We start from the raw sequence: 21,841 nt of genomic DNA, 5'->3' as shown, positions 1-21,841 counted from the left end.
TCGGGAGGTCCGCACGCTCGACCGCGTCCCAGAACTCGGCGTCCGCGGAGTCCTGCGGGCCGTTCTGCCGGTCCTCGGTGGTCGCGACCTCCGGCCAGAACCACTCCTGCTGGAAGGGGTAGGTCGGCAGGTCCGCCCGGCGGGCGCCGGTACCGGCGAAGATCCCGGACCAGTCGACGCCGACGCCCACGACGTACAGCTGGGCGAGCGCGGTGAGCAGCGCGGTCTCCTCCGGCCGGTCCTTGCGCAGCGCCGGCACGACGGTCGCGTCCCCGTCCAGGGTGTGCTGGGCCATCGCGGCCAGCACGCCGTCGGGGCCCAACTCCAGGAAGACCGAGGCGCCTTCGGCTTCGAGTGCGCGCACGCCGTCGGCGAAGCGCACCGTCTCACGCACGTGCCGCACCCAGTAGTCGGGCGAGCACAGCAGCTCCGTGGTGGCCACCTCGCCCGTCACGTTGGAGACGACGGGGATCTGCGGGGCCTCGTACGACAGCCCCTCGGCCACCCGGCGGAAGTCCGCCAGCATCGGCTCCATCAGCGCCGAGTGGAAGGCGTGGCTCACCGCGAGGCGCTGCGTCTTGCGTCCTTCGTCCGCCAACTCGGCGGCGATGCGCAGGACGTCGGCCTCGTCGCCTGCGAGAACGACCGCCTCGGGGCCGTTGACCGCCGCGATCGACACGCCGTCGACCAGCCGCGGACCGACCTCGCTCTCGGTCGCCCGGACGGCCACCATCGCGCCGCCCGCGGGCAGCGCCTGCATCAGCCGTGCCCGGGCCGCGACCAGCGCGGACGCGTCGTCCAGGGACAGCACCCCGGCGACGTGCGCCGCCGCGAGCTCACCGATCGAATGCCCGGCGACGAAGTCCGGCCGCACGCCGAGCGACTCCGCCAGGCGGAACAGCGCCACCTCGACGGCGAACAGCGCCGGCTGGGTGAAGCCCGTCTCGTCCAGGCCGTCCGCCGCGCCGAACATCACCTCCCGCAGCGCGTCGTCGAAGTGCGCCAGCACCTCGTCCAACGCCGCCGCGAACACCGGGAACCGGTCGTACAGTTCCCGTCCCATGCCGACGCGTTGTGCGCCCTGGCCGGAGAACAGCACCGCCAACTTCCCGTCGCTCCCGTGGGAGACACCTCGGGCGAGTTCCCGCACCTCCGCCCCGTCGGTCGCGAGGACCGCGCGGTGCGCGAAGGCCGAACGGCCGGTGGCCAGGGAGTGGCCGACGTCGAGCGGTGCGGCGTCGGTCAGTGCCGAGACCCGCTCGATCTGGGCGGCCAGGGCGGCCGCGGACTTGCCCGACACCGGCCAGGGCACCAGGCCCGGCGCCGTGGTGGGCTCCGTCGGCACCGGCACGTCGGTGACCGGTGCCTGTTCGAGGATGACGTGGGCGTTGGTGCCGCTGACGCCGAAGGCGGAGACGCCGGCCCGTCGGACGTGCCCGGTCTCGGGCCAGTCCTGCTGCTCGGTGACGAGCGCGACCGTGCCGTCGGTCCAGTCGACGTGCGAGGACGGGGCGTCGACGTGCAGGGTCTTGGGCAGCACGCCGTGGCGCATCGCCAGGAGCATCTTGATGGTGCCGGCGACGCCGGCGGCCGCCTGGGTGTGGCCCAGGTTCGACTTCACGGCACCGACCAGCAGCGGCTGCGGCCGGTCGGGACCGTAGGTGGCGATCAGGGCGCCCGCCTCGATGGGGTCGCCGAGGGTGGTGCCGGTGCCGTGGGCCTCGACGACGTCGATGTCGGCGGGGGCGAGGCGGGCGTCGGCGAGGGCCTGGCGGATGGCGCGCTGCTGGGCCCGTCCGTTGGGCGCGGTCAGCCCGTTGGAGGCGCCGTCCTGGTTGACGGCGGTGCCGCGCACGATGCCCCAGACGTCGTGGCCGTTGCGGCGGGCGTCGGAGAGCCGTTCCAGGACGAGGACGCCCACGCCCTCGGACCAGCTGGTGCCGTCGGCCGCGTCGGCGAAGGGCTTGCACCGTCCGTCGGGGGCCAGTCCGCCCTGCATCGTGAACTCGGTGAAGGCGCCGGGGCTGGACATCACCGAGACGCCGCCGGCCAGGGCCAGCGTGCACTCGCCGTTGCGCAGCGCGTTGGCGGCCAGGTGCAGGGCGACCAGTGCGGAGGAGCAGGCGGTGTCGACGGTGACGGCCGGGCCCTCCAGTCCGAAGGTGTAGGAGAGGCGGCCGGACATGACGCTGGCGGTGTTGCCGGTGGCGACGTGGCCGCGCAGGCCGGCGGTGCCGTCGGCCTGGCGCAGGAGGGTGGTGTAGTCCTGGCCGTTGGTGCCGACGAACACGCCGGTGCGGCTGCCGCGCAGCGCGGTCGCGTCGATGCCGGCCCGCTCGAACGCCTCCCACGAGGTTTCCAGCAGCAGCCGCTGCTGCGGGTCCATGGCCAGCGCCTCGCGGGGCGAGATGCCGAAGAAGCCGGCGTCGAAGAGGCCGACGCCGTCCAGGAACCCGCCTTCGAGGGTGGCGGAGGCGCCCTGGGCGAGCGCGTCGAGGTCCCAGCCGCGGTCCGCGGGAAACCCGCCGATCGCGTCCTCGCCGCGGCTCAGCAGCCGCCAGAGGTCTTCCGGCGACCGGACGCCGCCGGGGAAGCGGCAGTTCATGCCGACGACGACGATGGGGTCGTCGTCCGCGGCGCGGCCGGCCGGCGCGGGGGCGTCGGCGTCCGAAGCGGGCAGCGTGCCGAGGAGTTCGGCGAGCAGGAACTCGGCGAGTGCGGTCGGGGTCGGGTGGTCGTAGACGAGGGTGGCGGGCAGTTTCAGGCCGGTGCTGGCCGTGAGGGTGTTGCGCAGTTCGACGGTGGTCAGCGAGTCGAAGCCGAGGTCGCTGAAGGCGCGGTCGGCGCCGATGTCCGAGGTGCCGGTGTGTCCGAGGACCGCCGCGACCCGGGAGCGCACCAGGTCCAGGACGAAGCTCGGGCGCGCGGCCGGGGAGAGTCCGGCGAGCCGCTGCCGCAGGGCCGGTTGCTGCAGGGTGGCCTGCGGTGTCCCGGCGGTCGGCGTGGCCCGCCGCAGTGCGGGCAGGTCGCCGACGAGGGGGCTGGGCCGCAGTGCGGTGAACACCTCCGCGTAGCGCGACCAGTCGATGTCCGCGACGGTCAGCGTGGTGGTGCCGTGCTCGATCGCCCGCCGCAGGGCGGTGAGGGCGAGGTGCGGCGGCAGGGGGGTGAAGCCGCCGCGGCGGATCCGCTCCTGGACGTCGGTGCCGTCGGCCGCCATGCCGGTCTCGGCCCAGGGGCCCCAGGCCACCGAGGTGGCGGGCAGGCCGTGGGCGCGGCGCCGTTCGGCGAAGGCGTCGAGGTAGGCGTTGGCGGCGGCGTAGTTGCCCTGGCCGGGTGCGCCGAGGGTGCCGGCGACGGAGGAGAAGAGCACGAACGCGCTCAACTCCCGGTCGCGGGTGGCCTCGTGGAGGTGGTGGGTGGCGGTGACCTTGGCGCGCAGGACGGCGGCGAACTGCTCGGGGGTGAGCGTGTCCAGGGTGCCGTCTTCGACGGTGCCGGCGGTGTGGAACACCGCGGTCAGCGGCTGGTCCTCGGGGACCGCGGCCAGTACGGCGGCGAGCGCGTCGCGGTCGGCGGTGTCGCACGCCGCGAGGGTGACCCGGGCGCCGAGTTCCTCGACCTCCGCGGCCAGTTCCGCGGCGCCGGGGGCGTCCGCGCCGCGACGGCTGACCAGCAGCAGGTGCGGGGCGCCCGCCGAGGCCAGCCAGCGGGCGACGTGGCCGCCCAGGGCGCCGGTGCCACCGGTGACCAGCACGGTGCCGGTGGGGCTGAAGGTGCCCGCCTCGGGCGCCGGTTCGGCCCGGTGGTGGGCCAGGCGACGGCCGAAGGCCGCGGTGGTGCGCAGCGCGAGCTGGTCCTCGCCGCCGCTGTCGGCGAGGACGCCGGCCAGGCGGCGCAGGGTGCCGGCGTCGAGCGCGTCGGGCAGGTCGATCAGACCGCCCCAGCGCTGCGGGTGCTCCAGTGCGGCGACCCGGCCCAGGCCCCAGACGGCGGCCTGGGCGGGGCGGGCCGGGTGCTCGGCCCGGTCCACGGCCACGGCGGTGCGGGTCACGCACCACAGCGGGGCCTCGATGCCGGCGTCGCCCAGGGCCTGGACGGCGGTCGTCGTCAGCAGCAGGCCGGCGGTCGTGGCGTCGGCGGCGTCCCCGTCGTCGTCGCCGGCCGCGGCCAGCAGCGACAGCACACCGGTGAACCGGCCGTGCTCCGCGCCGAGTTCGGCGAGCCGCTCGGCCAGGTCCCGGCGGTCCGGGGCGGTGACGACGAGGCGTACGGCGCCGGTGCCGAGGACGTCGGCGACCGGGTCGAGCCAGGCCGACTCGCCGTCGGCCGGTGCGAGCACCAGCCAGGTCCCGGTGGGCCGTGCGGGCGCCGCCGGGCCGGTCAGCCGCTTCCAGGTGGTGCGGTAGCGCCAGCCGTCGACGGTGGAACGCTCCCGGCTGCGGCGCCGCCAGGAGGAGAGGGCGGGCACGACGGTGGTGAGGGTGTCGTCGTCCAGGTCCAGTGCGGACCCCAGGGACGCGAGGTCCGCGCGCTCCACCGCCGACCAGAACTCGGTGTCCGCCGCGTCGGCGGGGTGCGCCGGTGCGGTGGCCCCGGTGCGCGGCTCGGGCCAGTACCGCTCGCGCTGGAACGGGTAGGTGGGCAGGTCGACCCGGCGGGCCCCGCGGCCCGCGAAGAAGGCGTCCCAGTCGACCCGTACCCCGTGCAGGTGCAGTTGGGCCACTGCCGCGGCCAGGGTCGGGGCCTCGGGCCGGTCCCGGCGCAGGGCCGGCACGGCGGTGGCGCGGGTCTCCTCGTCGGTGCCCTCGCGGACCGCGCCGCTGAGCACGGCGTCCGGGCCGAGCTCGAAGAAGGTCGTCACGCCGTGGTCGGTGAGGTGCCGCACGGCGTCGGCGAAGCGGACGGTGCCGCGGACCTGCCCGGTCCAGTACTCCGGCACGGCGAGCTCGTCGAGTGTGAGGACGGTGCCGGTGACGGTGGACACCAGCGGCACGGTCGGTGCGTGGCAGGTGACGCCGCGGACCGCGCGGGCGAAGTCCGCCAGCATCGGGTCCATGTGCGGCGAGTGGAAGGCGTGGCTGACGCGCAGCCGCTTGGTGCGCCGGCCCTGCTCCTCGAAGTGCGCCGCGACGGCGTGCACCGCGTCCTCGTCGCCCGAGACGACCAGGGAGGTCGGGGTGTTGACGGCGGCGATCGCGGCCCGGCCCTCGTAGGGGGCGAGCGCGGCGGTCACCTCGTCCTCGGTGGCTTCGACGGAGGCCATGGCGCCGCCGGCGGGCAGTTCGGCCATCAGCCGGCCGCGGGCCGCGACGAGGGTGCAGGCGTCCTCCAGGGAGAGGACTCCGGCGGCGTGCGCGGCGGCGAACTCGCCGATGGAGTGGCCGGCGACGTAGTCGGGGCGCAGGCCCCAGGACTCGGCGAGGCGGAACAGCGCCACTTCGAGGGCGAAGAGCGCGGGCTGGGTGTAGCGGGTGTCGTCCAGCAGCGCGGCCTCGGGGGTGTCCGGGGCGGCGAAGAGGATCTCCCGGAGCGGACGGTCGAGTTCGAGGTCGAAGCGGGCCAGGACGGCGTCCAGCGCCTCGGCGTAGACCGGGTGCCGGTCGTAGAGCTCGCGGCCCGTTCCCGGGCGTTGGCTGCCCTGGCCGGTGAAGAGGAAGGCCAGCCGGCCGTGGTCGGGGCGGCCGGTGAGCAGCCCGCCGTCGATGGTCGCGTCGCGCAGCGCGGTCAGCGCCCGGACGAGGGCGTCGGGGTCGTCGGTGACGACGGCCGCGCGGTGCTCCAGCGCCGACCGGGAGGTGGCGAGGGAGAGGGCGAGGTCGGTGAGCGGCAGCTCCGGGTGGGCGGCGAGGTGCGACAGCAGTCGGCCGGCCTGGGCGCGCACGGCCGCCTCGGTGTGTCCGGACAGGACCAGCGGAACGGCGGTGGCGTCGAGGGGACGGGCCGGCGCGGTGTCGGTGGTCTCCTCGGGCCGCTCCTCGGGGGCCTGTTCGAGGATGGTGTGGACGTTGGTGCCGCTCAGGCCGAAGGAGGAGACGCCCGCGCGGCGCGGGTGCCCGGTGGTCGGCCAGGGCAGCTGCTCGGTGAGCAGGTGCAGGGCGCCGGAGCTCCAGTCGACGTGCGAGGAGGGCCGGTCGATGTGCAGGCTGCGCGGCACGGTGCCGTGGCGCATGGCCATGACCATCTTGATGACGCTGGCGACGCCGGACGCCATCTGGGTGTGGCCGATGTTGGACTTCACCGAGCCCAGCAGCAGCGGGTGTTCGGGGTCGCGGCCCTGGCCGTAGGTGGCGAGCAGGGCCTGCGCCTCGATGGGGTCGCCGAGGGCGGTGCCGGTGCCGTGGCCGTCGACGACGTCGATGCCGTCGGGGTCCACCTTGGCGTTGGCCAGGGCCTGGCCGATGACGCGCTGCTGGGACGGGCCGTTGGGCGCGGTCAGGCCGTTGGAGGCACCGTCCTGGTTGACGGCGGAGCCGCGGATGACGGCCAGGACCCGGTGCCCGTTGCGGCGGGCGTCGGAGAGCCGTTCGACGAGGACCAGCCCGACGCCTTCGGCCAGGCTCATGCCGTCGGCCTGGTCGGAGTACGCCTTGCAGCGGCCGTCGGGCGCCATCGCGCGCTGGCGGCTGAAGCCGACGAACGCGGCGGGCGTGGACATGATGCTGACGCCGCCGGCCAGCGCCAGGGAGCTCTCGCCGTTGCGCAGCGACTGGCAGGCCAGGTGCAGGGCGACGAGGGAGGACGAGCAGGCGGTGTCGAGGGAGACGGCCGGGCCCTCGAAGCCGTAGGTGTAGGAGAGCCGGCCGGACAGGACGCTGGAGATGGTGCCGGTGATCAGGTGCCCCTCGGCGCCCTCCGGGCTCGCGCCGGAGGCCCCGTAGTCCTGGTAGCTGGCGCCGATGAAGGTGCCGGTGTTGCTGCCGCGCAGGGTGGCGGGGTCGATGCCGGCGGCCTCCATGGCCTCCCAGGACGTCTCCAGCAGCAGGCGCTGCTGGGGGTCCATGGCGAGGGCCTCGCGGGGCGAGATGCCGAAGAAGGACGCGTCGAACTCGGTGGCGTCGTGCAGGAAGCCGCCCCGGGTCGAGTAGGTGTGGCCGGCCCGGTCGGGGTCGGGATCGTAGAGTCCGTCGGCGTCCCAGCCGCGGTCCGTGGGGAACTCGCCGGTGGCGTCGCCGCCCTCGACGACCAGCCGCCACAGGTCCTCCGGCGATCCGACGCCGCCGGGGTAGCGGCAGCTCATGCCGATGATGGCCAGGGGCTCGTCGTCGACGGTGGCGGTGTACGCGGTCGGGGCGCCGGTGCCGGTCGCGGACCCGGCGAGGGACTCGCGCAGGAAGGCGACGAGGGCGCGCGGGTTGGGGTGGTCGAAGACCATGGTGCTCGGCAGGGCGAGACCGGTGACGGTGGCGATCCGGTTGCGCAGGTCGACGGCGGTCAGCGAGTCGAAGCCGACGTCGCGGAAGGCGCGTTGCTCGGAGAGCACGTCGGGCGAGGCGTGGCCGAGCGCGGTGGCGGCCTCGCCGCGGACCAGGTCCAGCAGGAGCCGCTCCTGCTCGACGGCGGCCAGCCCGCGCAGCCGGTCGACGAACTCGCTGCCGGATGCGGCGGCCTGGTCGGTGTTCTCCACGAGCCGCCGGACCTCCGGCAGATCGTCGAAGAGCCGGGTGGGGCGCGCGGAGGTGTAGACGGGGTAGTAGCGCTCCCAGTCCACGTCGGCGACGGCCAGGTGCGTCTCGTCGTCGTCGAGGGCCTGCCGCAGGCCGGTCAGGGCCATCTCGGGGTCCATGAAGACCAGTCCGCTGCGGCGGATCTGGCCGGGGTCGACGCGGCCCAGCTTCAGGTCGTCGGCCCAGATGCCCCAGGAGACGGCGGTGGCCCGGGCGCCGCGGGCGCGGCGGTGCTCGGCCAGGGCGTTGAGGTGGGCGTTGCCGGCCACGTAGGCGGCGTGGGCGCCACTGCCCCACAGGCCGGCGGTGGACGAGTACAGGACGAAGGCGTCGAGGTCGTCGCCGAGGAGTTCGTCCAGGTGCCGGGCGCCGTTGACCTTGGCGTCCATGACCTTCGCGAAGTCGTCGAGGGTGGTCTCCTCCAGGGTGGCCAGTTCGATGGTGACGGCGGTGTGCACGACGGTGCGCACGGTGCGGCCCTCGGCGGCGAGCGCCTCCAGCATCCCGGCGACCGCGTCGCGGTCGGTCAGGTCGCAGGCGACGACGCTGGCCTGGCAGCCCAACTCGGCCAGTTCGCGGACGAGTTCGTCGGATCCGGGGGCCGCCGGGCCGCGGCGGCTGGTGAGCACGACGTGCTCGGCGCCCTGCCGGGCGAGCCAGCGGGCCAGGTGCGGGGCGAGGGTGCCGGTGCCGCCGGTGACGAGGGTGGTGCCCCGCGCCGTCCAGGGACGGGCCGGAGTGGAATCCGCGGGGGTGGCGCGCACGACGCGGCGGGCGAGGACGCCCGAGGCGCGGACGGCGAGTTGGTCCTCGCCGGTGCGGCCGGTCAGGACGGCGGCCAGCCGCTCGGCGGCCCGCCGGTCCAGTGTGTCGGGCAGGTCGACCACGCCGCCCCAGCGCTGCGGGTGTTCCAGGGCGACGGTCCAGCCGAGGCCGTGGATCTGGGCCTGGTCGGGGCGGGTGAGGCGGTCGGCGCGGCCGGTGGAGACGGCGCCCCGGGTCAGGCACCACAGGGGCGCGTCGAGGCCGGCGTCACCGAGCGCCTGGACCAGCGTGACGGACAGGGCCGTCGCGCGGCTGAGCGCCGGTTGGTGCGGGCTGGCGCCGTCGGCGGCGGCCAGCAGGGACACCACGCCGGCGAGGTCGGCGGCGCCGTCGAGGGCGGCCAGGCGCGCGGTCAGCGTGGCGCGGTCCAGGCAGGCGTCGTCCAGGACGAGGGTGCGGGTCTCGGCACCGTGCGCGGTGAGGACGTCGGTGACGTCGTCGCCGGCGGTGTCCTCGGTGGTGACGACGAGCCAGGTGCCGGTCAGGGCCGCCGTGGGGAGGGCGGTCAGCGGCTGCCACGTGGCGCGGTAGCGCCAGGAGTCGACGGCCGCCAGGTCGCGGCGGCGCCGGCGCCAGTCGGACAGGGCCGGCAGGACGGGCTCCAGGGCGGCGCGGTCCAGGCGCAGGCGGGACGCGAGGGAGTCGACGTCCGCCTCCTCCACCGCGGTCCAGAACTCCGCGTCCGCGGGGTCCGCCTCGACCCGGTTCGAGGACCGGTCGGGAACGGCCCACATCTGCTCGCGCTGGAAGGCGTAGGTGGGCAGCGGCACCCGGCGGGCGCCGGTGCCGGCGAAGACCGTGGACCAGTCGGCGTCCGCGCCCCGGACGAAGGCTTCGGCCAGGGACGTCAGGAAGCGGTCGGTGCCGCCGGCGTCGCGCCGGAGGGTGCCGAGCACCGCGGCCGTGCCGCCGGCCTCCTCGACGGTGGCCTGGACGCCCATGGTGAGGACGGGGTGCGAGCTGACCTCGATGAAGAAGCCGTGGCCCTGGCCGAGGAGTTCGCCGATCGCGGGCTGGAAGCGGACGGTCTGGCGCAGGTTGGTGTACCAGTAGTCACCGTCCATGGTGGTGGTGTCCAGCCAGTCACCGGTGACGGTGGAGAAGAACGGCACCTCGGCCGGGCGCGGGCGGACCGGGGCCAGGACGGTGTGCAGTTCCTCCCGTATCTGCTCGACCTGCGCGGAGTGCGAGGCGTAGTCCACGGCGATGCGCTTGGCGCGGACGTCCTCGGCGACCAGTTGGGCCTGCAGGGCGTCCAGCGGTGCGGTGGCACCCGAGACGACGGTGGAGCGGGGGCCGTTGACCGCGGCGATCGACAGGTCCCCGTAGGCGGTCAGGCGCGCTTCGACGTCGTCGGCGGGCAGCGGCACGGACAGCATGCCGCCAGTGCCGGCCAGTCCGCGGGCGATGGCCTGGCTGCGCAGCGCGACGACGCGGGCCGCGTCCGCCAGGGACAGCGCCCCGGAGACGGCCGCCGCGGCGATCTCGCCCTGCGAGTGGCCGACCACGGCGTCCGGTTCGATGCCGTGGGAGCGCCACAGTGCGGCAAGCGAGACCATCACGGCGAACGAGGCCGGCTGGACGACGTCGACGCGGTCCAGCGTCGGTGCGCCCGGTGCCTGTCGCAGGACGTCCAGCAGCGACCAGTCGGTGAACTCCGAGAGGGCCGCGGCGCATTCGGTCAGGCGCTCGGCGAAGACCGGGGACTCGTCGAGCAGCCGCGCGCCCATGCCGACCCACTGGGAGCCCTGGCCGGGGAAGACGAAGACGGTCCTGCCGTCGATGTCCGCCGTGCCCTGGACGACGCCGGGCGCGGAGCCGCCGGTGGCGAGGGCGTCGAGGGCCGCGCGCCGGGTCAGGTCGTCGGTGCCGACGACCACGGCGCGGTGGTCGAAGAGGGTGCGCGCGCTGACCAGGGAGTGGCCGACGTCGAGGGCGTCGGGGGTCGGCTCGTCGTCGAGGTGGGCGGCGAGGTTGGTCGCCTGGGCGCGCAGCGCGCCCGGGGTGCGGGCGGAGAGCATCCAGGGGACGGCGTCGCCGGCCGGGGGCACCGCCGGCGCGGGGGTCGCTCCCTGCGGGCGGGGGGCCTCTTCGAGGATGGTGTGGGCGTTGGTCCCGCTGATGCCGAAGGAGGAGACCGCGCAGCGGCGCGGGCGTTCGCCCTCGGGCCAGTCGGCGGCCTGGTGCAGCAGCGCGACGGTGCCCGGGGTCCAGTCGATGTGGCTGGAGGGGGTGTCCGCGTGCAGGGTCCGCGGCAGCGCGCCCCGGCGCATGGCCAGGACCATCTTGATGACACCGGCGACACCGGCCGCCGACTGGGTGTGGCCGATGTTGGACTTCACGGAGCCCAGCAGCAGCGGGTGCTGCGGGTCGCGGTCCCGGCCGTAGGTGGCGAACAGGGCCTGGGCCTCGATGGGGTCGCCGAGCGCGGTGCCGGTACCGTGCGCCTCGACCGCGTCGATGTCCTTCGGGGCCAGTCCCGAGTTGGCCAGGGCCTGGCGGATGACGCGCTGCTGGGAGGGGCCGTTGGGGGCGGACAGGCCGTTGGAGGCGCCGTCCTGGTTGATGGCCGAGCCGCGGACGACGGCGAGGATCTCGTGTCCGTTGCGCTGGGCGTCGGAGAGGCGTTCCAGGACGAGCACGCCGACGCCTTCGGCGAGGGTCATGCCGTCGGCGCCGTCGGAGAACGCCTTGCAGCGGCCGTCGCCGGCCAGGGCCCGCTGCCGGCTGAAGGCGACGAACGGGTTGGGGTTGGTCATGACGGTCGCGCCGCCGGCCAGGGCCAGGGAGCTCTCGCCGTTGCGCAGCGACTGGCAGGCCAGGTGCAGGGCGACCAGGGAGGACGAGCAGGCGGTGTCGACGGTGACGGCCGGGCCTTCGAGGCCGAAGAGGTAGGCCAGGCGGCCGGAGAGCACGCTGGGGCTGGTGCCGGTCACCAGGTGGCCGGCGGAGCCGTCCTCGACGCCGAGTCCGTACTCCTGGTAGGTGGAGCCGATGAAGGTCCCGGTCGGGGTTCCGTGGACGGTGGTGGGGTCGATGCCGGCGTGCTCGAACGCCTCCCAGGTGGTTTCCAGCAGCAGCCGCTGCTGGGGGTCCATCGACAGCGCCTCGCGCGGCGAGATGCCGAAGAAGGTGGCGTCGAACTCCCCCGCGTCGTGGAGGAAGCCGCCCTGGGTGGAGTAGGTCGTGCCGGGGTTGTCCGGGTCGGGGTGGAAGAGGTCGGTGTTCCAGCCGCGGTTGACGGGGAAGTCGGAGATGGCGTCCACGCCTTCGCTGACCAGGTCCCACAGGTGCCGCGGGGAACGGACGCCGCCGGGGAAGCGGCAGCTCATGCCGACGATGGCGATGGGCTCGTCGAAGGCCCCCGATGCGGCGACCGCGGTCGCGGCCGCGTGGCCGCCGGTGCCGAGGAGTTCCTCGCGCAGGTGACGGGCGAGGACGGCGGGGGTCGGGTAGTCGAAGACGAGGGTGGCGGGCAGGGCCAGGCCCGTGAGGGCGGCCAGCCGCTTGCGCAGTTCCACGGCGGTCAGTGAGTCGAAGCCGGCGTCGCGGAAGGCCCGCCGCTCCGGGATGGCTTCCGCGGAGTCGTGGCCGAGGGCGATGGCCGCCTCGGCGCGCACCAGGTCGGCCAGCAGCCGGGTCTGCTCGTCCTCGTCGAGGCCCCGCAGGCGCGCGGCGAATTCGGGCGCGGCGCTCGTGTCCTCGGCGCGTGCGAGGGCCTGGACGTCGGCCAGTTCGTCGAAGAGGGCGCTCGGGCGGGTGGCGGTGAAGACGGGCTGGTAGCGCTCCCAGTCGATGTCGGCGACCGTGACCGTGACGTCCTTGTGGACGACGGCGCGCCGCAGTTCGGTGAGGGCGTTCGCGGGGGCCAGGAAGCGCAGTCCGCGCTTGTGCAGTTCGTCGGTGATGGCCTCGTGGGTGGCCATTCCGGCCTCGGCCCAGGGGCCCCAGGCCACGGAGGTGGCGGGCAGGCCGCGGGCCGCGCGGTGCTCGGCCAGGGCGTCGAGGTAGGCATTGGCGGCGGCGTAGGCGCTCTGTCCGGCGCTGCCCCACACTCCGGCGATCGAGGAGACCAGGATGAAGAAGTCCAGGTCGTGGCCGTCCAGGAGGCTGTCGAGGTGCGCGGCGCCGAGCATCTTGGCGGCCATCGCCTCCGCGGCGGCCTCCAGGGGGGTTTCGGTGAGGGCGGCGTTCTGGCCGACGCCGGCCGCGTGCACGACGCCGGTCAGCGGGTGCTCCGCGGGGACGGCGGCCAGGAGTGCGGCCAGCGCGCCGCGGTCGGCGGTGTCGCAGGCCGCGATGGTGACCTTTGCCCCCAACTCCTCGATCTCCGCGGCGAGTTCGGCGGCTCCGGGGGCGTCGGGGCCGCGGCGGCTGGTGAGCAGGAGGTGGTCGGCGCCGCTGCGGGCCAGCCAGCGGGCCACCTCGGCGCCGAGCGCTCCGGTGCCGCCGGTGACGAGCACGGTGCCGTGCGGCGCGGTGAAGGCGTCGGCGGGCGGCAGTTCGGCCTGCGGGTGGCGCACCAGGCGCCGGCCGAGCGCTCCGGTGGACCGGATGGCGATCTGGTCCTCGCCGCCCCGCGCGGCCAGCGCGCTGACCAGGTGCTGGGTCGTGGGTGCGTCAAGAGCGGCCGGCAGGTCGATCAGGCCGCTCCACAGTTGTGGGTGCTCCAGGGCGGCGACCCGGCCCAGTCCCCAGACCGCCGCCTGGAGGGGGTTGGTGAGCGGGTCGTCGGAGCCGGTGGCGACGGCGCCGCGGGTCAGGGTCCACAGGGGGGCGTCGAGGTCGGCGTCGGCCAGTGCCTGGGTGAGGACGAGGCTCAGTGCGAGCCCGGTGGGCAGTGCGGCGCCGACCTCGGTGCCAGGACGGTCGGCGAGCGGCAGCAGGGACAGGGTGCCGGCGAAGGCGCGGTCCTCGGTCCGCAGGGCGTCGAGCCGGGCGGCGAGTTCGGCGCGGTCGCGGCAGGCGTCGTCCAGGACGAGGGTCTCGAACTGGGCGCCGTGGCCGCGCAGCGCGTGCAGGATCTCGTCGCCGTCGATGCCGTCGGCGGTGACGAGCAGCCAGCTGCCGTCGAGTACGGGCGCGGCGGCGGCCGTCACGGGGCGCCAGCCGACCTGGTAGCGGGTGGAGTCCAGCAGCGCCTTCTCGTGCCGGTGCTGGCGCCAGGAGGACAGCGCGGGCAGCAGCGCGTACAGGGAGGCGTGCTGTTCGTCGCGCAGCCCGAGGAGGGCGGCCAGTTCGGCCGCGTCGCCGCGTTCGACGGCGCCCCACAGCTCGGCGTCCGCGGGGTCGGCGGCGGCCTGCGCGAGGCGGGCCGGGGCCGGCTCGGGCCAGTAGCGCTCGTGCTGGAAAGCGTAGGTGGGCAGATCGACGGTGCGTGCTCCGGTGCCGGCGAGGTACGCGGACCAGTCGACGGTGGTGCCGCGCACGTGCAGGCGGGCCAGTGCGGTGGCCGCGCAGCGCTCCTCGTCGCGCCCGGCGCGCAGCAGCGGGAAGAAGTCCGCCGTGGTGTCGTCGCCCAGGGTGTCGTGGGCGGGGGCCGACAGCGCGCTGTCGGGGCCGAGTTCGAGGAAGGTGCCGGATCCGCAGGCGTGTGCGGCGCGCACCGTGTCGGCGAAGCGGACGGTGCCGCGGGCGTGCGCGACCCAGTAGTCGGCGGAGCGTAGTTCCTCTTCGGTGGCGACCCGGCCGGTGAGGCCGGAGATGACGGTCACCTCCGGCGCGCCGTAGGCGAGCTGCTCGGCGACCTCGCGCAGACCGTCGAGCGCGGGCTCCATCAGCGGCGAGTGGAAGGCGTGGCTGACCTTCAGGCGCTTGGTCTTGCGGCCCTGTGCGGCGAAGTGGGCGGCGATCTCCTCGGTCGCGGTCAGCTCGCCGGCGACGACGACGGCGCGGGGGCCGTTGACGGCGGCGAGGGACACCTCGTGCTCGCGCTCGGCGAGCAGCCGGGCGGCCTCGTCCTCGGTGGCTTCCAGGGAGAACATCGCGCCGCCGGCGGGCAGTTCCTGCATCAGCCGCGCCCGTGCGGCGACCAGGCGGGCCGCGTCGGGGAGCGAGAGGACGCCCGCGACGTGCGCGGCGGCGATCTCGCCGACCGAGTGGCCCAGCAGGACGTCGGGGTGGATCCCCCAGGTCCTCAGCAGCCGGTGGAGCGCGACCTCGATGGCGAACAGAGCCGGCTGGGTCCACTCGGTGCGGTCCAGCAGCGCCGCCTCGGGGCTGCCCTCCGGGGCGAACAGGACGTCCTTGAGGGGACGGTCCAGGTGCGGGTCGAGGGCGGCGGTCACCTCGTCGAGGGCCTGGGCGAACGCGGGGAAGCGGGCGGCGAGTTCACGGCCGGCGCCGGGGCGCTGGCTGCCCTGGCCGGCGAACAGCACGGTCAGCTTGCCCGCGCCGCCGATCTCGCCCTCGGTGACCGCGGAGGTGGGCCGGTCGGCGGCCAGGTCGGCCAGCGCACGCAGCAGTTCGTCGCGGTCGCCGGTGACGACGGCGCGCTGGTCGAAGGCCGCGCGGGTGGTGGCGAGGGAGAGCGCGACGTCGGCCGGGTCGAGGGCGGGGCGGTCGTCGAGGAAGGACCGCAGGCGGGCGGCCTGGTCCCGAAGCGCCGCCCGGCTCTTGCCGGACAGTGTCCAGGGCACGACGGCGGGGGTGTGCGCCGGCTGTTCGCGCTGGTCGGGGGCGGCCGACGGCTCCTCGACGATGAGGTGGGCGTTGGTGCCGCTGAAGCCGAAGGAGGAGATGGCGGCGCGGCGCGGCCGGTCGGCCTGCGGCCAGGGGGTCTCCTCGGTGAGCAGGCGCACCGCTCCGGAGTCCCACTCCACGTGCGAGGACGGCTCGTCGGCGTGGAGGGTGCGGGGCAGCACGCCGTGGCGCATCGCCAGGACCATCTTGATGACGCCGGCGACGCCGGCCGCGGCCTGGGTGTGGCCGATGTTGGACTTCACCGAGCCGAGCAGCAGCGGGTGTTCGGCGTCGCGGTCCTGGCCGTAGGTGGCGAGCAGGGCCTGGGCCTCGATGGGGTCGCCGAGGGTGGTGCCGGTGCCGTGGCCCTCGACCGCGTCGATGTCCGCGACGGACAGGCCGGCGGCGGACAGCGCCTGCCGGATCACCCGCTGTTGGGAGGGGCCGTTGGGGGCGGTCAGGCCGTTGGAGGCGCCGTCCTGGTTGACGGCGGAGCCGCGGACCACCGCGAGGACCTGGTGCCCGTTGCGGCGGGCGTCGGAGAGGCGTTCCAGGACGAGGACGCCGACGCCCTCGGACCAGCCGACACCGTCGGCTCCGTCGCCGAACGCCTTGCAGCGGCCGTCCGGGGACAGGCCCCGCTGCCGGGAGAACTCGATGAGGGCACCGGGCGTCGACATCACGGTGACGCCGCCGGCCAGGGCGAGCGAGCACTCCCCCGCGCGCAGCGCCTGCATCGCCCAGTGCATGGCGACCAGCGAGGACGAGCAGGCGGTGTCGACGGTGACGGCGGGGCCTTCCAGCCCGAGGGTGTAGGAGACGCGCCCGGAGGCGACGCTCGGGGCGGTGCCGCTGCCCTGGTGGCCCTCGAACTGCCCGCCGCCGAGGACGGTGGCGTAGTCGTTGTACATCACGCCCGCGAACACGCCGGTCCGGCTGCCGCGCAGGGACGTCGGGTCGATGCCCGCACGCTCGACGGCCTCCCAGGACGCTTCGAGCAGCAGCCGCTGCTGGGAGTCGGTGGCCAGGGCCTCGCGGGGGCTCATGCCGAAGAAGGCGGGGTCGAAGTCGGCGGCGGTGTGCAGGAATCCGCCGAAGCGGGAGTAGGACGTGCCGGTGCGGTCCGGGTCCGGGTCGTAGAGCGCGTCCAGGTCCCAGCCCCGGTCGGTGGGCAGGCCCGAGATGGCGTCGGTGCCCTCGCTGACCAGTCGCCACAGGTCCTCGGGCGAGGCGACGCCGCCCGGGTAGCGGCAGCTCATGCCGACGATGACGATGGGGTCCTGGTCTGCGGCGGCGCGCGGGGCACTGGTCGCGGTGGCGACCTCGGAGCCCATGAGTTCGGCCAGTACGTGCGTGGCGAGGGCGTCGACGGTCGGGTAGTCGAAGATGACGGTGGCGGCGGTGCGCAGGCCGGTGGCCGCGCTGAGCCGGTTGCGCAGTTCGACGGCGGTCAACGAGTCGAAGCCCAGCTCCCGCAGCGGACGCCGGGCGTCGATGTCGGCGGTGCTGGCGTGGCCGAGTACGGCGGCCACCTGACCGGCCACGAGGTCCAGGACCACCTCACGGCGGTCGGTTTCCGCGAGCCGGGACAACTGCTGTACGAGGGTGACGGCGGTCTCCGAGCCGGAGACCACCGAGCGGCGGGCCGGGGTGCGGATCAGGCCGCGCCACAGCGGCGGCACCTCGCCCTGGAGGCGCAGGACGGACAGGTCGAGCCGGGTCGGCAGCAGGACGGCGGCGTCCGTGGCGGTGGCGGCGTCGAAGAGGACGGTGCCCTGTTCCGAGGTGAGCGCGGGGGTGCCCATCCGGGCCAGGCGGGCGAGGTCCTCGTCCGTCAGACCGCCGGTCATGCCGCCGGTGGGCTCCCACGGGCCCCAGGCCAGGGAGAGCCCCGGCAGGCCCTGGGTGCGGCGTAATTGGACGAGCGCGTCGAGGAAGGCGTTCGCGGCGGCGTAGTTGCCCTGGCCTGCCGTGCCCACGGCGCCGGAGAGGGAGGAGAAGACGACGAAGGCCGCCAGGTCCAGGTCCCGGGTGGCCTCGTGGAGGTGCCAGACGGCGTCGGCCTTGGGCCGCAGCACCGCGCTGATCCGCTCGGGGGTGAGCGACTCGATCACGCCGTCGTCGAGGGTGCCGGCGCTGTGCACGACGGCGGTGACGGGGTGCGCGACGGGCACATCGGCCAGCAGCCGGTCCACGGCGGCGCGGTCGGCCAGGTCGCAGGAGGCGAGGGTCACCTGCGCGCCGTGGCCGGCGAGTTCGGCCACCAGCTCCCGGGCGCCCTCGGCGTCGGCACCGCGGCGGCTGGCGAGCAGCAGGTGCCGTACGCCGCGCTCGGTGACCAGGTGCCGGGCCAGTACGCGACCGAGGCCGCCAGTGGCTCCGGTGAGGAGCACGGTGCCCTCGGGGTCCCACTCGGCAGCGTGCTGCGCCGCCCGGGCGCGGGCGAGCCGCGCGATGAGCACGGCGGTGCCGCGGACGGCGGTCTGCGGCTCGTCCGAGGACAGTGCCAGCGCCTGCAGCAGCGGCCGCGCGGCGGGCTCGGCGGAGGCGGGGTCGAGGTCCAACAGCGCGAAGCGGCCGGGGTGTTCGCTCTGCGCGGCCCGCACCAGGCCCCAGACGGCGGCGGCAACGGGGTCCGGCGCCTGCCGGGCGTCGGTGGCGACGGCGCCGCGCGTGACGAGGACCAGCCGGGAGGCGGCGTACCGCTCGTTCTCCAGCCAGGTCCGCAGGAGCTCCAGGACGTGGGCGGTGCGGTCGTGCACGGAGGCGACGACCTCGTCGCCGACGGCATCGGCCGCGCCCAGGACGGGGGCGAGGACGACGTCCGGGGCAGGGGTGTCGGCGTCCGGGCCGGTCAGCGCGGTGACGGCGCGGTCCGGCGACGCGAGGGCCTGCTCCAGGCCGAAGGGGTCCGGGCCGAGGACGGCGACGGAGGCGGGCGCGGTCTGGGCGTCCTGGGGCGATGCGGTCCAGCGCAGCTCGAACAGGGCCTCGCGGGCGAGGGAGTTGGCGGCGTCGAGCTGCTCGTCGGGCACGGTGCGCAGGACGAGCGAGCCGATGGAGGCGACGGGGTCGCCGGCGGTGTCGGCGACGGCGATCGCCACCGCGTCGTCGCCGGCCGGGGTCAGCTTCACCCGGACCGTCGTCGCCCCGCCGGCGTGCAGGGTCACGTCCTGCCACGAGAAGGGCAGGCCGCCGCGGGCGTGCTCGCCCAGGTCGGCGAAGGCCGCGGCGTGCAGCGCGGCGTCCAGGAGGGCCGGGTGGATCGCGAACGAGGCGGCGGACTCGGCGTCGGAGCCGTCCGTCTCGGGCAGGGTCACCTCGGCGTAGACGTCGTCGCCGCGGCGCCAGGCGGCGTGCAGGCCCTGGAAGAGGGGGCCGTATGCGAAGCCGGTGTCGGCCAGGCGTTCGTAGAAGCCGTCGAGGTCCAGCGGCTGTGCGCCGGCGGGCGGCCAGGCGGTGGCGTCGAAGTCGGCGTGGTGCTCGCCGGTCACGAGGGTGCCGGCGGCGTGCTGGGTCCAGGGGAGCTCCTCCGGACCGTCGGGGCGGGAGTGGACGCTGACGGCGCGGCGGCCGGACTCGTCGGGGCTGCCCACCCACACCTGCACCTGGACGCCGCCCTCCTCGGGCAGCAGCAGGGGCGCGGCCAGCGTGAGTTCCTCCACACGACCGCAGCCGGCCTCGTCCCCGGCGCGCACGGCCAGCTCCAGGAAGGCGGTGCCCGGCAGCAGCACCGTGCCGCGCACGGCGTGGTCGGCGAGCCAGGGGTGGGTGCGCTGCGACAGCCGGCCGGTCAGCAGCAGGCCGTCGGAGTTGGCGACCGAAACGGCCGCGGTCAGCAGCGGGTGGTGCGCCGCGCCCAGGCCGGCGGCGCGCACGTCACCGCCGGTCGCGGGCAGGCTCTTGGGCCAGTAGCGCCGGCGTTGGAAGGCGTAGGTGGGCAGGTCGGTGCGCCGGGCGCCGGTGCCCTGGAAGTAGGGCTCCCATTGGACGGCCGCGCCGCGGGTGTGCAGGCCCGCCAGCGCGGCGGTGAGGGTCTCGGCCTCGGGGCGGCCCGGGCGCAGTACGGCGAGCGTGGCGGGGACGCCGTCCGCGGCGTCGGGGGCACCGTCGGTGGCGCCGGTCGCGGCCAGGCAGGTCTGGGCCATGGCGGACAGGACGCCGTCGGGCCCCAGCTCCAGGAAGGTGGCGGCACCGTGGCCGTGGAGCCAGTCGAGGGCGTCGGCGAACCGTACGGCGTGCCGGGCGTGGTTCACCCAGTACTCGGCGGAGGACAGCTGCTCCACCGTGGCGAGGGTCCCGGTCAGGCCGGAGACGACCGGGATGACGGGTGCCTGCGGGGTGAGCCGGGAGACGGCGGCGCGGAAGTCCGCCAGCATGGGCTCCATGAGCGGCGAGTGGAAGGCGTGCGAGACGCGCAGTCGCTTGGTCCTGCGGCCCAGTGCGCCGAAGTGCTCGGCGACGGCGTCGACTTCGTCGGCCCGGCCGGCGATCACCACGGCGGCGGGACCGTTGACCGCGGCGATCGAGACGCGGTCCTGCCGGTCCACCAGCTGGGGCAGGACCTCCTCCTCGGTGGCTTCGAGGGAGACCATGGCACCGCCTTCGGGCAGCGCCTGCATGAGGCGGCCTCGGGCGAGCACCAGGGCGGCGGCGTCGGCCACGGTGAAGACCCCGGCCACGTGCGCCGCGGCGATCTCGCCGATGGAGTGCCCGGTGAGGAAGTCCGGCTTGATGCCCAAGGACTCGGCGAGCCGGTAGAGGGCGACCTCGATCGCGAACAGCGCGGGCTGGGCGTAGCCGGTCTCGTCGAGGAGAGCGGCCTCGGGCGTGCCCTCGGCGGCGAACAGCACGTCCTTCAGCGGACGTTCGAGGCCCTGGTCGAGGTGGCCGAGGACCTCGTCGAGGGCGGTGGCGAAGACAGGGAAACGGGCGGCCAGTTCGCGTCCCATGCCGGGCCGCTGGGAGCCCTGGCCCGCGAAGAGGAAGGCGAGCTTGGACCGGGTCCGGGCGGTGTCCTGCACCAGGCCAGGGGCCGGTATGCCGTCGGCGAGCGCGATGAGGGCTGCGCGGGCCCGGTCCAGGTCGGCCGCGGTGAACGCGGCGCGGTGTTCGAGGCCGGAGCGGGCCGTGGCCAGGGAGTAGGCCACGTCGGCGGCTGCGAGGTCGGGGTGGGACGTGAGGTGGGCGAGCAGCCGGGCCGCCTGGGCGCGCAGCGCCTCGCGGGTGCGGCCGGAGACGAGCCACGGGACGGCGCCCGGCGCCACGGATGCGGCCGGGAGTGCCGTGTCCTCCTGGCCGGCCTCGGGCGACGGGTCGGCCGGGGCCTCCTCCAGGATCGTGTGTGCGTTGGTGCCACTGAGCCCGAACGAGGAGATGCCGGCGCGGCGCGGCTGTGCGCCCTGCGGCCAGGCGACCGGCTCGGTGAGCAGGCGCACGGCCCCCTGGGTCCAGTCGACGTGCGAGGACGGCGCGTCCACGTGGAGCGTGCGCGGGAGCAGGCCGTGCCGCATGGCCAGCACCATTTTGATGACGCCGGCCATGCCGGCCGCCGCCTGGGTGTGGCCGATGTTGGACTTGACGGAGCCCAGCAGCAGGGGATGTTCGGCGTCCCGGCTCTGGCCGTAGGTCGCCAGCAGTGCCTGGGCCTCGACCGGGTCGCCCAGCGCGGTGCCGGTCCCGTGCGCCTCGACGACGTCGATCTCGTCGGCCGAGAGCCGCGCGCTGACCAGCGCCTGCTCGATGACGCGTTGCTGGGAGGGGCCGTTGGGCGCGGTCAGGCCGTTGGAGGCGCCGTCCTGGTTGACGGCGGAGCCCCGGATGACGGCCAGGACCTTGTGCCCGTTGCGGCGGGCCACCGAGAGGCGCTCCAGGACCAGGACGCCCACGCCCTCGGCCCAGCCGGTGCCGCCCGCGGAGTCGGCGAAGGAGCGGCAGCGCCCGTCGGCTGCGAGCCCGCCCTGGCGGCTGAACTCCACGAAGGTGGTGGGGCTGGACATCACGGTGACGCCCGCGGCGAGCGCCAGGGAGCACTCGCCCTGGCGCAGCGAGTGGGCGGCCAGGTGCAGGGCCACGAGGGAGGACGAGCAGGCGGTGTCGACGGTGACCGCCGGGCCCACGGTGCCGAAGAAGTACGCGAGTCGGCCCGAGATGACGCTGGTGGTGGTGCCCGTCAGGGCGAAGCCCTGGACATCGTCGTCCGGACCCACCCGGTACTCCTGGGGCATCGCCCCGACGAACATGCCTGTCCGGCCGCCCCGGACCGATGCCGGGTCGATGCCGGCCCGCTCGAAGGCTTCCCAGGAGGACTCCAGCAGCAGTCGCTGCTGCGGGTCCATGGCGAGGGCCTCGCGGGGGGAGATCCCGAAGAAGGAGGCGTCGAACTCGGCCGCGTCGTGCAGGAATCCGCCGGAGAACTGCCCGGGGTCCTCGGTCAGCAGCTCCCAGCCGCGGTCATCGGGGGAAGCCGTGATGCCGTCCCCGTCGTCGGCGAGCAGGGACCAGAGCTCTTCGGGGCTGCTCACGCCCCCCGGGAAACGACAACTCATGCCCACGATCGCGATCGGCTCGCGGGCCGCCGCCTCCAACTCGCCCACCCGCTGTCGGGAGCGCCGCAGATCGGCGCTGGCCCGCTTCAGGTAGTCGCGGAGCTTCTGTTCCTGATCCAT

Annotated in this window: 1 protein-coding gene (only partly in view); it reads right to left on the bottom strand. The window is 75.3% G+C overall.

Going from position 1 to position 21,841, the window contains the following annotated elements; genetic code table 11:
• On the bottom strand, nucleotides 1–21,841 hold the 5' portion of the coding sequence (locus SNOUR_RS39790) for a type I polyketide synthase (RefSeq protein ID WP_067359169.1). It extends 6,620 nt beyond the left edge of the window; only the first 21,841 of its 28,461 coding nucleotides appear in the window; the start codon lies at nucleotides 21,839–21,841; its stop codon lies off the left edge, out of view.

Origin of the sequence: Streptomyces noursei ATCC 11455 (genome assembly GCF_001704275.1) — a bacterium.
Lineage (GTDB): Bacteria > Actinomycetota > Actinomycetes > Streptomycetales > Streptomycetaceae > Streptomyces > Streptomyces noursei.
The sequence above is the reverse complement of the archived record's forward strand: the minus strand, read 5'-3'. Positions and strand labels throughout refer to the sequence as shown.